Source organism: Pseudomonas fragi (assembly GCF_002269505.1).
Lineage (GTDB): Bacteria > Pseudomonadota > Gammaproteobacteria > Pseudomonadales > Pseudomonadaceae > Aquipseudomonas > Aquipseudomonas fragi_D.
Window position 1 is genome coordinate 289,445 of the sequence record NZ_NQKQ01000002.1, and the last position, 13,560, is coordinate 303,004.

11 protein-coding genes and 4 pseudogenes are annotated in these 13,560 nt (G+C 52.3%); 6 read left to right on the forward strand and 9 right to left on the reverse strand.

Annotation, left to right across the window (positions count from 1 at the left end):
* The first annotated feature begins 86 nt into the window (after positions 1 to 86).
* Both CJU81_RS03875 and umuC read left to right on the forward strand, forming a co-directional pair.
* A complete protein-coding gene (locus CJU81_RS03875) occupies positions 87 to 515 on the forward strand; it encodes a LexA family protein (RefSeq protein ID WP_095035554.1) in 429 nt (142 codons plus the stop codon).
* Complete coding sequence (gene umuC / locus CJU81_RS03880; protein ID WP_095035555.1) at positions 505 to 1,782, forward strand: translesion error-prone DNA polymerase V subunit UmuC; 1,278 nt, start codon at positions 505 to 507, stop codon at positions 1,780 to 1,782. Before CJU81_RS03875 ends, umuC begins: the two co-directional genes overlap by 11 nt.
* 432 nt (positions 1,783 to 2,214) lie before the next feature.
* Here umuC and CJU81_RS03885 read toward each other — a convergent pair whose 3' ends face one another.
* The gene (locus tag CJU81_RS03885; protein WP_095035556.1) at positions 2,215 to 2,496 is read right to left on the reverse strand and encodes a DUF3077 domain-containing protein; all 282 of its coding nucleotides are present in this window, start codon (positions 2,494 to 2,496) and stop codon (positions 2,215 to 2,217) included.
* 532 nt (positions 2,497 to 3,028) lie between these two features.
* Here CJU81_RS03885 and CJU81_RS03890 point away from each other — a divergent pair.
* The 3 genes and pseudogenes from CJU81_RS03890 (at position 3,029) to CJU81_RS03900 (ending at position 4,441) form a co-directional block, all read left to right on the forward strand.
* Positions 3,029 to 3,583, forward strand: a complete 555-nt coding sequence (locus tag CJU81_RS03890) for a nucleotidyltransferase family protein (protein ID WP_095035572.1) — start codon at positions 3,029 to 3,031, stop codon at positions 3,581 to 3,583.
* Between the two features lie 115 nt (positions 3,584 to 3,698).
* Positions 3,699 to 3,869, forward strand: a complete 171-nt coding sequence (locus CJU81_RS03895; RefSeq protein WP_095035557.1) for a YhfG family protein — start codon at positions 3,699 to 3,701, stop codon at positions 3,867 to 3,869.
* Positions 3,869 to 4,441, forward strand: a pseudogene (locus tag CJU81_RS03900) (Fic/DOC family protein). The gene CJU81_RS03895 and the pseudogene CJU81_RS03900 overlap by 1 nt, the downstream one beginning before the upstream one ends.
* A 303-nt stretch (positions 4,442 to 4,744) precedes the next feature.
* Here the strand turns inward: CJU81_RS03900 and CJU81_RS03905 are convergent.
* From CJU81_RS03905 to CJU81_RS03920, 4 genes and pseudogenes are all read right to left on the reverse strand, one after another.
* Positions 4,745 to 5,794 carry a hypothetical protein gene (locus CJU81_RS03905; protein WP_095035558.1) on the reverse strand — a complete coding sequence of 350 codons (1,050 nt, stop codon included), beginning with the start codon at positions 5,792 to 5,794 and terminating at the stop codon, positions 4,745 to 4,747.
* Between the two features lie 241 nt (positions 5,795 to 6,035).
* Positions 6,036 to 6,161, reverse strand: a pseudogene (locus CJU81_RS03910) (IS630 family transposase); the annotation flags it as partial.
* Positions 6,161 to 6,901: pseudogene (locus CJU81_RS03915) on the reverse strand (transposase); the annotation flags it as partial. The pseudogenes CJU81_RS03910 and CJU81_RS03915, both read right to left, overlap by 1 nt.
* Positions 6,902 to 7,014: 113 nt before the next feature.
* Positions 7,015 to 7,929: a LysR family transcriptional regulator gene (locus CJU81_RS03920; protein ID WP_176464790.1), complete on the reverse strand. Its 915-nt coding sequence runs from the start codon at positions 7,927 to 7,929 to the stop codon at positions 7,015 to 7,017.
* A 159-nt stretch (positions 7,930 to 8,088) separates the two neighbouring features.
* Between CJU81_RS03920 and CJU81_RS03925 the strand changes: the two are divergent.
* A pseudogene (locus CJU81_RS03925) lies at positions 8,089 to 9,106 on the forward strand (zinc-dependent alcohol dehydrogenase family protein).
* A 364-nt stretch (positions 9,107 to 9,470) separates the two neighbouring features.
* Here CJU81_RS03925 and CJU81_RS03930 read toward each other — a convergent pair.
* The 4 genes from CJU81_RS03930 to CJU81_RS03945 form a co-directional block, all read right to left on the reverse strand.
* Entirely contained in the window at positions 9,471 to 9,923 is a 453-nt protein-coding gene (locus tag CJU81_RS03930; protein ID WP_095035559.1) for a hypothetical protein, read from the reverse strand.
* 408 nt (positions 9,924 to 10,331) lie between these two features.
* Entirely contained in the window at positions 10,332 to 12,233 is a 1,902-nt protein-coding gene (locus CJU81_RS03935; protein WP_095035560.1) for an acyltransferase family protein, read from the reverse strand.
* A gap of 392 nt (positions 12,234 to 12,625) precedes the next feature.
* Positions 12,626 to 13,009, reverse strand: coding sequence for a hypothetical protein (locus tag CJU81_RS03940; protein ID WP_095035561.1), 384 nt, complete (start codon positions 13,007 to 13,009; stop codon positions 12,626 to 12,628).
* Positions 13,006 to 13,218, reverse strand: a complete 213-nt coding sequence (locus CJU81_RS03945; protein WP_141232563.1) for a hypothetical protein — start codon at positions 13,216 to 13,218, stop codon at positions 13,006 to 13,008. Before CJU81_RS03945 ends, CJU81_RS03940 begins: the two co-directional genes overlap by 4 nt.
* Between the last annotated feature and the right edge of the window lie 342 nt (positions 13,219 to 13,560).

The window sequence follows — 13,560 nt, forward strand, 5'->3', positions numbered from 1 at the left end:
TGTCAGAAACATCTGTCGGAAATATTGACCGGATGCGTCCTACAACGTTAACTGTATATACATACAGTTTATTAAAGGCGTGCGTCATGAGCTTCACACTCTTGGGTCCTCTTGCTGAAGGCGGGGTTCGTTTACCGCTGTGCTCGTTCAAGATTCCAGCCGGGTTTCCGTCACCGGCTGCGGACCATATCGAGAAAGTCATTTCGCTGGACCAAGTGCTCAACGTGCGTGCGCCCCACGTTTACCTTGCGACTATCGATGGCGACAGCATGCAGGGCATCGGCATTTTTTCAGGGGATCTGGCGGTCATCGATCGCTCGATCGAACCCGTTCACGGGCATGTCGTAGTGGCACTGCTAAACAATGACCCGATCTGCAAACGTCTGTGTATCCGTGGGAAGGATGTCATCCTCAAGTCTGAAAACAGCAAATACCCGGATCGGCACATCATGGAAGGGGACGATCTGTCGATCTGGGGGGTGATTACTCACAGCGTGCGCAGCCATGGTCACTAAGCCCAAACCGGTTTTCGCCCTGATTGACTGCAACAGCTTCTATGCCAGCTGCGAGCGAGTATTCCGACCTGACCTGGCCAAAGTCCCCATAGTGGTGCTGAGCAACAATGACGGCTGCGTCATTGCCCGCAGTTACGACGCCAAGCCCTTTGTGAAAATGGGCGAGCCCTATTTCCAGATCAAACAGCGCCTCCAGCAGCAGGGCATCGTCGCGTTCTCATCAAACTATGCGCTGTATGGCGACATGAGCGAGCGCGTCATGAGCTTGATCGAGTCCATGGTGCCGGCAGTGGAGGTGTACAGCATCGATGAATCCTTTGCCGACCTGACCGGCATCGCGGATGTCAGCGCCATGGGTCGGGAGTTGCGCGCCAGAATCCTCAAATGTACCGGCATACCCGTGGGCGTTGGCATTGGCCATACCAAAACCCTGGCCAAACTCGCCAACCACACTGCCAAACGCCTCCAGGCGCACACCGGCGGTGTGGTGAACCTGTGTGGTGACCATGAGCGCGACTGGGTGCTGCGCAATACGGCCGTGTCTGAAGTCTGGGGAGTAGGGCGCCGTATGACTGCTCACCTGGAGGGCATGGGCATCAAGACCGCGATGGACCTGGCCAAAGCTGATCCGTGGTCCCTGCGTAAAAAATTCAGCGTGGTGATCGAGAAAACCGCTCGTGAGTTGTCGGGTACGGCCTGCCTGGAACTGGACGAACCTGACCCGCCAAAGCAGGAAATCTGTTGCAGCCGGATGTTTGGCAAGCGTCTGACCGAACTGGCACCGATCAAAGAGGCCGTGGCCACCTACATGATGCGTGCCTCGGAAAAGCTGCGGGCGCAAAAATCCTACTGCAAGAAAGTCAGAGTCAGCATTCGGACCGGCATGTTTAACCCGGACGAAGCGAAATATGCCAAAGGGGTGATAGTGACCCTGCCATACCCGACGGATGATGTGCGACTGCTAACCAAGGCGGCAGTGGATGCGCTGGAACATATATTTCAGCCCGGGTTCAAGTACAGCAAGGCTGAGGTGTTGCTGCTGGATCTTCGTCAGCCGGGGGAGTTTTCTGATGACCTGTTTGCGGTCAATCAACCCGCAGAAGCGTCCAGGGTGATGGCGGTGCTGGATCAGATCAACGGGCGCTGGGGCAGGGGCACGCTGCGTGCCGCCAGTGTGCCGAGTAAACCCGATTGGGGCATGCGGCGGGAGATGATGAGTCAGAGCTATACGACGAGGTTGGATCAGTTGTGGCGGGTGCAGTGTTAGTCAGCTTGTATGGGTAAAAAACGGATAGCTACTGTAAATGGTGTATGGCAGCTATCGGCCGATTCTGTTGAAAAAGTAGATATTTCCCGATTACCCGCATATTGGCTGCTGAAAAAGCATTTCTTGCGTGCCGCTACGTTAAATCCGGGCACGGAATTCCTCTGCTAACAGTAAAAATTTCAATCTCAAACGCGCACTTTTCTGCCGAGAAAACCATTGTCGACTTTTGCAGCTGAATTAGCCGATAGCTGCTTAAGTACGTGAATTCCAGCGCACTGATTTATCTTTGCTTGCAGTGGGGGGCCTTGTCGCCGCCCATTGGACTGGGGCGGTGCGTATTACGTGCCGCCCCGCATGGTGGTGCAGTTCAGTGACCACTGATGTTGAGCATCATAAATGTCTGGCCATTACTAAAGATTTCCTTATGACTCATCAGCATTCCCCCCCCATCTGCTGAAGTCCCAAAGTCACATCATCAATAATCGCTTTCGCCATCTCGCTAAGGTAATGCGACGCCCATCTCATTGCGTCGTTACCATCATCCACAGCTCCCAGGAACGATAGCGTGTTTACGCAATTCAAAAGCAGAGAAGCATGCTGCAACGCTTCTTCGGCAGAAACACCGGCATTGACACTGAACAGACGTTGATACTGAGCGTTGTACTTGCCGAACGAAGCTCCGCCTACCGTATGGATTACTGGTGACGAGTTCATAGCTCACCCCCTTTTGTAACGAAGGCGCCAGTGTTGGGCATATGGTTGTTGTAGCAAGCGATACACGCTGTGGGGCTGTCGCAGGAGGGCTGACTTACTTGATAAAAAGTTTTGCAAATTTCAAACAGATTGAGAGTGTGCATCTGGCAAATCTCCTATTGGTGAGGAGCTGCCACGAACCGCCGTCAAACGATTTAAGGTGGCAGCTGTGCGCAGGTTGACGGACCGGGACAATAGGAACCCGGCAGACCCGAAGGTCTCCCACGCACAGCCGCCATAAAACGGATATGCGGACGCAAAAAAAGCGCCTGCAATCTTTATGGGGGCGCCTGTGCGCCTATTGTTTACCGGGCCGTCAAACCCGTTCGCTGATTTTGCAGCGACGGCAAAAGGGTAACGCCAGGGTATAAAAAGTGCAACAGAGGTCAGCTTCTGAGGCTACATAACTTGAGCAGGGCAATGTAGGGGTGCCTGCTTTATGCTGAATGCCATTGCAGAGAAGGCGTGTCGTGTTGAAACCCGAGGGCTTAGAGTGAAATTGACTCCTGAACGCTTGGTCACGATAGCGATGACCAATCCGATTAACGCGCAGATTGTAGAGCGGCTACCATCGCTTGGGCTAAGCCAATGCATGCTGACAGCAGGCTGTCTGTTCCAGGCCGTGTGGAATCACCACTCGAATCTGCCACCGGAATCAGGCGTAAAGGACTACGACATTTTTTACTTTGACTCGGATCTGTCCTGGGAGGCCGAGAACGACGTTATTCTCCTTACCCAGCAGCTTTTCCAGGATCTGGACGCAAAGGTCGATATCAAGAATCAGGCTCGTGTCCATCTCTGGTACGGCGAACGATTCGGCAGGGCTTATCCTCAACTTGAGTCGGCCAAGGACGGGATTGACCGGTATCTTGTTGCGGCTACCTGCATTGGCCTGGACCCTGGCACGGGTGAGGTGTATGCGCCTTATGGGTTAGATGATGTCGCACAGGGTTATCTGCGGCCCAACGCCAAAAACCTATTGCCTGACTTGTTCCATCAAAAGGCTACAAGCTATCAATCGCGCTGGCCGTGGTTACGGATCGTTTAGTCCAGAACATAAGGCTAGGTGGGTTCGGCCCACTGTTTGACGCCCATGGTTGGTCCACCTGACGGCTAAATTGGGCTACAGTCTGCCTACACACAGCTCGAGGAGGCTCAGTTCAATGGCAACCATCAGCCTTGAGGCCAAGAAAGCCTACGCGGTCAAAACGCGCCAATCAAACTACGCGGCCAGCCTTCGTCTTGAAGGGTTCAAAGTGACTATTGCAGACACCGAACGCAAGCTGCCTTCGCGTGAAGACGTACTGAAATTTTTTGCCAAGATACGGGCGTAATGTCAGATAAATACGGAGTCGGCCAAGATTCCTATTGTTATCCTGGCTAGACAGTTCTTCGTAACAAGCTCGATATTCGAGATGACTCAACACTAAGCGATGCTGAGCAGCAGCTCTCGGCCGTAGCTGCTGTAACCATCGAGTTCAGCCCCCCACCTTATAACTTGGCTTCCCTTCAAAAAATCTACCGTACTCTGTTTTCCGATCTTTATGACTGGGCCGGGGAGCTTCGGACAGTCGGCAGTTCGAAGCAAGACACGCGCTCCTGTCAGCCGGATTACATGGAGAAGGAAGCTGGCAAGATTTTTAAGGGCATGAGTCGCTCAGACCTCATCGTCGCAGCTGCGGACGTATACTCAGACCTCAATGTGGTTCACCCGTTTCGTGAAGGTAATGGCCGCACACAGCGCATCCTTTTTGAACATCTTGTGATGAACGCAGGTTTTGAAATCAGTTGGTGGGGTGTCGAAAATGACGAGTGGCTTTACGCAAATATTGCTGCTTACAACTGTATTCTTGAACCGTTGCAACAAGTGTTTAATAGATGTATTGGCCAGCAGATTCTGGCGTAAGTCGGTGAATTGACTGTGTGTATTTCAAGTTGCCAAGTTAGTCACTTTTAGTCTTCATGCGCCTTAAAACTGTTTCGCATCCTTGACGGCTACCTGCTGTAATGGATTTGGGGGCATTGAGAGTTCGCAATACAGCTTCTTTTAAGCCTTTGAAGCCCGATAAACGAGCGGGATGGGAGACTCCAACGCCACAGAAAAACACCACGCGCCCTACCTCGTGCATTGCACAATGCCTTTCAGAAATATTAGAGTCTTTTTTGACAGACTACGGAATCAACTAGCCTCTTTACGCGTTCGCTTACATTACATTTGACGCGTGTGCGCTTGAAAAAACTCGGACATCAGATCAGTGGCCGCTCCCTGTCCAAACAGATGGCCCGCATCTTTTTGTCCTGGGCCCAATATTTCGTCGTGACGTATCGATTGACCAGTGTATCTCAGCGTACCTTCCAGGACCTCTACGGCGCTATGGTAGCCCAGTCCAACCAGAAAGGCGCTGGCACCTGCTGCACGGGCTAGCTGTTGTTCCTGCTGGTGCGATGTTAGAAACTGGTATTCGAGTTGATTTCCGCGCAGCATGTCCCAGACTTGTAAAATTTCAGCCGGAGACCCGGACATATGCCCCACCAAAGGTTCTACCGTATCGGCCACGCGATTAAAATCAATATACGCGACATCCCAGCGTGAGGTTGAAATGCGATCCTCAATCGGTACGCCAAGTGCCTTGTCAGCCTCTTCACCCAGATTGTGTATTCCAGTGCGGTCAATGTGCTTGGCCGATGGTCGGCTTCTTTCGGTTTTCTTGTCTGGACCGACAGCAGTAGATCCTCCTTCCTGTTGTACGCGTCTGCTTGATTCTTCTGTCGGCGGAATAAGGCCGGCAACTGCAAGTGCACCTCGAAGGCTTTCGCGCAGTCGTGCGGATGCCTTCTCAGTACGATCAGTCCCAGTGGTAGCCCCTGTCGCCGCATACAATGCGCCAATATCACCCATCATCGCGATGACAACCGCTCTGTCGTAACCCGATGCATAATCAGGGCATTCATCAACCCGTTTGAGTGTTTGAAGCAAATCATTGGGTGTTTGGCCGGTTATTAATCCCTCTGAGCTAAACAGGCGTGCGCCCAAGGCATATTGATCGACATCTTCTAAAGATCCGTAGGTTTGATGAAGCTTACTGGCTGCTTGGCTGAGTTCGTTTTTTAATGTCTCACCAGGTTGGTACAGCGCTTGTCTGGCTGAAATGGTTTGTATAAGCGCAAGTTGGCGGGTATCACCACTAACTTCGGAACGCATTGAGGGGGCAATGTGCGCTTTATAGGGGGCGGTTGTACTGATGTGAATATCGTTCATAGTCATCACTTTAAAATTAAGTATCTAAATATAATTAACCCTAGGGATGGTCTGAAGTGGCTATATATTTCTGGCTGACTTCAGGCCATTCCTGGGAAAGAGATTATGCCTATATGATTTAACCCGACAAACATGAGAAATATTACAAAAAATCGCTTATTTTTTTGAAATCGGTGCTAAAGAGGGTCTGCACCCAACTTGGGTGATCCTGTTTAAGCTAGTGGGCTGTTCTCGAAATAATTTACCCATTAGCCTGTAAGGCCATTGCTTCTCGAGCTCGCTGTATCTTGTTCAAGGTATCCTCTCCCTTTGCATTCCAGACATAGCGAGTCGGCTGCGCATTGCGCAGGGCCATGAACGCAATCAGTGGAAATCGTTATTCGAAAAGCTGTCGTTCTTGCGCTCAGTTTTGTCCCACACCGGCACATGCGGTTCGATGTCATTTTTCTCCACCATCCAGGCCAGCATCGGCGCGGTACCGTAAGCGGTGTCGCCAATGAGGCGCTCTGGCTTGATGCCGAACTGCGCTTCGACCCGATCGATCATCGTCTTGGTGCTCTCGACTTCTTCGGTTCGATGAGCCGGTGTGGGTTCCACATCCATGATCACGCCGTGTTCGGTATCAATCAGAACATTCGTGGAGTAAGCGTAGAAAGCTGGGCCGCCTGGAGCAGCGGTCCAGCGGGCTTGGGGATCAGTCAGCGATAGGCGCTTCGGTAGCGTTTCGGCCAAAGCCTCTTCATCGAGGCCTTCAAGGTACTCACGCACGGCGCGAGTGCTCAGGGCCAGATCGCTCCAGTTGACCTGTTCATCACCCGGTACGCCGCGCTCCCGACACGCATCCGCTTTGATGCTGCTGGCGTCCACGGCAAATCCTTCTCCTTTAACCAGCCCTGCGTCCATGCAGCGACGCAGCACTTCATTGAACAACCCGCGAAACAGATCACTGTCCCGAAAACAGCCGTGTCGATTTTTGGAAAAGGTCGAGTGGTTGGGGACTTCATCTTCAAGACTCAACCGGCAGAACCAGCGATACGCCAGGTTCAAATGGGCCTATTCGCACAACCGTCGTTCGGAGCGGATGCCATAGCAGTAGCTGACGATCAGCGTGCTTCCCTGCTGGCCAATGCAGAGATTTTGCCGCAGGCCAGACAGGGGAGCTAATTTTTCAACACAATCGGCCAAAAGCGGTCACTCCGCACCCACACTTTCGCTTTGCGCTAACTCTCTAGCCAGCGCCCATAAAGTTTGGGGAATTGTTCGCGAACCCAATCAACAAAGACCTCAACCTGCGGCGCCAGGTGTGAGCGGCTGGGGTACAGCACAGACACGGGTCTTGGATGCGGACGATAGGCACGCAGCACCTCAACCAATGTTCCGTTGGTTAAAAAACGGTCCAGAGTAATACCAGGAGCCTGAAGTATGCCGAAGCCCGCGACGCCGCACTCGACATAGGCGTTGGACTCGTTGACTGTGATGCCCTGGCGGCAGATGTGAGATTGCTCGCGAGCCCCATCCATAAATTGCCAAGCCAGCGGGCGCTGGTTTTGGCCAGAGAGAAAGGTCACGCCGCGGTGCGCTCTTAGATCCTCTAAGGTTTTGGGCTCGCCGTGATCCTTCAGGTATTGGGGCGCCGCGCAGGTGATCATAGTAGCCATACCGATGCGACGCGCTACTAGGCTAGAGCTTGGCAACTCGCCGATTCTCAGCGCACAGTCCACACCTTCTGCGACCAGATCGACGGTTCTATCGGTGACCCCCAGGGCCAGCTCGATTGCAGGATAGAGGGTGGAAAACGCTCGCAAGCTTTCGATCAGCCCCGGCTGCGAAAACGCGGTGGGTATATCGACCCGTAATCTACCACGCAGGGTTGATCCTGGAGACGAGAACATCGCCGTGGCACCCGCAACTTCGTCAAGAATCACTTTAACATGCTCGTAGAATTGCTCTCCTTCTGAAGTGAGCCTCACCGTACGGGTGGTGCGCTGAAACAGCCGCACCCCAAGCGAAGTTTCCAACTCCTGTATCGCGCGAGTGACTTGCGGACGGCCGATCTGCATGGCATCCGCCGCGCGGGTGAAACTGCCAAGTTCGGCCAATCGGGCAAACACTTGCATAGACTGGAGCAGTTCCATTAAGTCTTCTCACTCAGAATTTTGTTGCCTGTTTATAGTAAGATCGCAGTCTGATTGTTGCCTTATAAAATAACAATCCTTTGCCGGCCTGGGTATTTATTGAACGGTCTGACTTGGGAAGAATGTCGCCAGTAGGTCCCCCTAACTGGAGATAGACAGATGAAAGCATGGCTTTTGAACGATTTTGGTCTCGATAATCTGGCACTCGGCGAAACAGCTAAGCCCGTCCCCAAGGCCGGCGAGTTGTTGGTAAAAATTGGCGCGGTTTCCCTGAATTTCCGCGACAAGGCCATCGTCGATGGCTTCTACGAACCTCACCTGGTACCCAAGCCACTGATCCCGGTCAGCGATGCATCGGGCACTGTCGTCGCCTTGGGCGAAGGCGTAAGCCGATTCAAAGTGGGCGACCGCGTCAACTCGCACCTCTACTCGCGCTGGATTGATGGTGAGCCAAGGCCGGACGAACCTGCCTACTGCTTCGGCATGCCGCTGCCAGGTGGCCTGGCTGAGTACATGATAATTCACGAAGAAAGCGCTGTTCGTGCGCCAGACAACATGTCCGACGAGGAGGCTTCGACACTACCGATTGCGGCGCTGACCGCATGGTATTCGCTGGTTGACTACGGCCAAGTTCAACCGGGCCAGACCGTTTTGGTACAGGGCACCGGGGGTGTATCGATTTTTGCCGTGCAACTGGCAACTGGCAACTGCGCTTGGCGCCAAGGTTATCGTTACCTCCAGCAGCGATGCCAATCTTGATGCGGTGAAAAAACTTGGCGCAGTCTCCGGCGTGAACTATCGGACCTTCCCGCGTTGGGAAGAGGAAGTACTGAAACTCACAGGCGGAAAAGGCGTGGACCTGCTATTGGATGTGGCCGGTGGGGAAGGCTTGAACCAGTCCATCCTGGCAACCAAAGCAGCCGGCAAGATTGCGCAAATCGGTTTTCTGACCGGTCAGACCACAACGCTGAGCCTGATGCCGTTGATTTTCCGCCAGACAACTATCCGCGGCATCGCAGTGGCGCCTCGCTCGTCGTTTGATCGCATGAGCGACTTCCTGAACGAACACGCGATCCGCCCCGTGATCGATCAGACCTATTCATTCGAAGACGCCCACAAGGCGTTCGAGCACCTGGCTCGAGGCGCCTTTGGCAAAGTGGTTATCAAAGTTTCCTAACCCTTTAAACCAAGCGATATGGAGGTGACCCGGTATGTCGCCTCAGCACTTCACTCGGGCGGACCGCGGTGCTCGCCTCTCTCATCTCGAACGTCAAGGATCTGAAACTGTTCGACGCGGTATGCGTCATATCCAGGAAGGTAGATAGCTACCCTCTACGAAGGGTAGCTATAGGTCGAAATGAGCCTTTGGTGACTGACAGCTATCGGCCAATAGCAGTCCGTCACGAAAGGCAGCTATCGGCCACTCCCATTTTCGTGGACTGCTTGATGGTATCGTTTCTGCCTGCCACGAGGGATTGAAATCTGCCAAGAGCTGGTCTTCGAGGGTATTTATTAAATCAGCGGCGACTCTGCACTTTCAATCAATACTGCTTTTTTGCGCTGGCTATACGCCGGTACTTACGCAACTCCCGATAAGCGCTGCGGATATCCAGAAAAAATATCTCTGCGCTGCGCCAGAGCAGCATCCACACCGTAACGGTAAATACTGCCACCGGGATGGTGCTTTCAATGCCTAGAGCATTACCTATCAGCCCCACCGCCAGTGCCAGGCCCAGGAGTGTCAGCGCTTCCAACTGTAGGATGAGAATATTCCCTCTGACTTGCTCGCTCTTTTCTGCAAAGGTATTGCTGATAGCTTGCTGTAGGCGTTCTCGCTCATTTTCGGGGCAGTTGATCTGCAGGCACAGCTTGGGGTAGTACCAGGCACTATCCAACAGGTAGTCCGCCAGCTCAGGGCTAAGTTTGGGTGCGTCCGGCGAGGCAAATGGATTGAGGTAATCGTGGGTGATCGTCAAATCGATTTTTTTGAGCATTACGAACTTTGGCCTGGTTGAGTTGTGGTCGGAGGCTTCAGTGATTCAGATAAAGCTAGTCCAAGATATCTGTTCTGCTTTGTTGGCAGTCATTCGCGCTGCAGTAGGAGCGAATTTATTCGTAATGCGTGGCTGAATGTGCACCTCGACAGCCTCCATCAACGCTGATTGTTATCGTTCTCTGCGAGTGAACATTAGGCCGCGGGCGACGCATTCGCGCAAAGGGCTCGAGGCAGCTATTGTCCGAAAGCAGCCCTCCGTGACTGGCTGCTAACGGCCAATAGCGGTCACCGAACGCCTACCAACCCGGGGCGACTCAATGGTGGCATCTATCAAATCCAAAAAAGCTACATGAAACGTCCAAGCGGGTCGCTGTCCACCAGCAGATCAACCGAGTAGTGGGAGGATCTAAATCTGTTCAATGATTCCCTTGAACAACCCTTTCAATTGCTCGTTACCAGCATCCACTAGGTGATTGTCATCGAAGTACAGAGGTATACCGTCCCTTGAGCCCGTGCATTGCCCGTTTGGGCAAAGGTATGGGATTGGATCAATAACCTTGGCGTTGCACTGCTTTGCGACGACTTCAATGGCATGGTTAGCTACGCGATTACGTTTTTCGTAGTCCTGCAGTGAAACGGTTATGTCCGATGAGTGCTGGAAAATGCGTTTGTGCAGGTTTAGGCCTTTGTAGATATTGAATGGCATTTCAGGTATTGGCTTGACGATAAAGACCGGGCGGTTTTGCGCGATTGAACAAACAACTTTGGTGTATTCAGCCGCATATGTGTCGGCAAATGACTGGCCTGCCAGATGCTCCTGCCCCGGGAAGTAAATGCGGAAGCTGTTGCCCCTGCTTGTATCTGTGTACATGGCTGCCCGGCTGAACAAAACCACGGGAACGCCGGGGTAGCCGTTTTTTAGTGCTTCCAGCTTCTCACTGTTGAATCCGCGGCATTTACTTTCCAGTTCCTTGTCATGCATGGCAAAGTTTTGCAGTAGTGGGCAGCCGCCGCGTGCCCACATCATGGCTGCCTGGCCATTTTCAGCTTGGACAGCGGCTGCGGTCGATTGGGCATGACTGTCACCGAATAAAATGACAGTGACGTCACCGGAATCTAGCTTGCAATCAGCGGCGTCATACGGATTGGAGGCGCAATCTTGTGTGTATAGCTTGCTGGTGTATTCGGGCTGACCCAAATCAATATATGCAAACCGGACAGCCGGATGGTCTTTTACGATAGAGGATGTAATAGCAGCGAAGCCAACCATCAGTACGACAAAAGATGCATATTTGAATATCGTCCGGGGTGCCGTGATGATTTTTTTTGTCTTCGATTCAATCAGGTAGAATGAAAGTGCTCCGAGCACGAAAGACATAACGATCGCCGCCAGTACATGCGGCCAGCTGTTTAGTAGCCCGCATGTATAGAGGAATACGACTAGCGGCCAGTGCCATAGATAGACCGAGTACGAGATGGTTCCAGAGAACTGCAAGGCTTGGCTATTACTGAAGGCCGACTGAGTGTTTGCGATGATTACGAGTGCGGTGCCTAGTACGGGCAACAGGGCCAGATATCCCGGCCAGAGGTCCTGCTCGGAAAAACAGAAAATACTTAGCAGGATTGCGCCCAGCCCAAGCCCTTCAAGTGTGTAGCTGATTCGTTTGCTCAGTTGCAGTGGGAACAGGAACACCAGCCCGCCGACAATCAACTCCCAGGCGCGGGTAGGCAGCATATAGAACGCAAAGACCGGATTAGTATTGGTCAAATAGACCGATGCGGCCAGAGACCCTAACGCAAGTAGCACAAGCGCCGTTTTGGTCTTGTGTATGCCCCAAAGCTTGTAGAGCGCCATCAGCAGCACAGGGTAGAGCATGTAGAACTGCCACTCGACCGACAGTGACCATGTGTGCAGCAGCCAGTTCTCGTGCAGCGGCGCGTCGAAATAGCCCCCGCTTTTGGCGAACATGAAGTTGGAGCTGAAAAGTAGGCTGCTCTTGATCGCTCTGATCAGTTCCCGGTAATCATCAAGAGGGAAATAGACAAAGCCGAAGATCAGCAGCGCTGCACACAGTGTCAGCAATGCTGGGATAATTCGCCTTGCCCTGGATGCGTAGAATCCCAATAGAGAGAAGTTTTGCTTCTGGAGTCCGCTGATGATGATTCCGGTCATCAAGAAGCCAGAAATAACAAAGAAAATGTCGACCCCTACAAAGCCTCCTTCGAACCCCCTAATCTTGAAGTGAAATAACACTACGGAAATAACCGCAAGTGCTCGTAGCGAGTTTATATTTTTTCGGAATTGCATTTGCGCGTCCATGATCACGGCATAAGTAGAGTGGCATTGTAGTGGCCATGGTGCAATATTAGAACCGAAAAGTTTTACCCTCGAAGTTGCAAGAAATATCGCATTTCGAGTGTCCCCGCTCGGTAGTGTGTGCGTACAGTAAATTTTCTAAGAAAAATCTGTAGGGAATTTTGCTTGGTTTTGTAGGGCGGGTGGGGTGTTTACGAGAGTCTTGGTGTAGTGCTCTATGAGTAGTCCCAGGTTTCGTAGACACCTTCGAGAGGCTGCTTATGGCCGATAGCTGCCTGGCAGGAAGGGCTGCTTTCAACCCATAGCGGACTGTCGGCGCAGGCAGTTTAGGGAAGAAAGCGTCGATTCGGACGTAGCAAAGCTCATGAAAATGCCGCAGCAAATTAGTACCGTTTTAGCGTGACTGTATTTCCCGACTCCATAACTATCTTATAATTACCTCTTAGTTTCCGCAGGACGCTAAGGCTTCTCACGGAAATGGCCATGGATATAGCGGCCGTGGTTGCTGCGGTTCCTAGAACGCTAAGCGCTGCGCCGGATGCGGTAACAGCCGCTATGCCAGAAACAGGTGCAGCGGCGCCACCCGTACCGAGTGTAGCAATGACTCCGTAAAAGACGATGCCTATAGAGCCAATCGCAACAGCCCACGCAACCGTTCCTGTAGCCTTAATTCGAACGGTTTTTTTGGCAAGATCGCCTTCAATTATAATAGTATCTTGATTGCGACTTACTGCGTCGGCTAATTCTTCTTCTGTTGTAACGCTCATTGCTTATCCTTAGATTTTTTATTGCCTGCAATAACAAGGCCGACGATGAGAAAGAGAATTATTATAGGCGGAAAAGCCACGCACAAAGCAATTGCGCCAATTAACAATACTCCTCCAACTACCACGCCGATCATTTCCCCTAAAAGCGGAAGCAATAGTTTGAAAGCAATCACGGCTACAACAATTGCAGCTATTCCGATAATAATCATGTCCGGCCTTCTTGGTGTTGTGATCAGTTTGCTAACATGCATCCAGCCCCTTCGCTGGGTATCGGCCGTCTCCTGCCATTCTTTAGCGTCAAGTCATTCTTTTATGTCCGCCGACCTGGTTGGGAGATTAAAAGTAACTTAGGGGAGTGGTGGGGGCGATCCTCAATGATTGCTTTTTGCCGGTTAGCGACCGTTGCTCTGATTAGTCATCCTTGTCCTTCACCACGTGGAGGACTTGTCGTGAACATCATCGCTACCTGCAGCCTGAATCGCCCCGGGTTTCCTAGACACTCTCCAGGCTCGCTGCGTAACGCTTTTCAAACTCTACCGGTGACAGCTGAT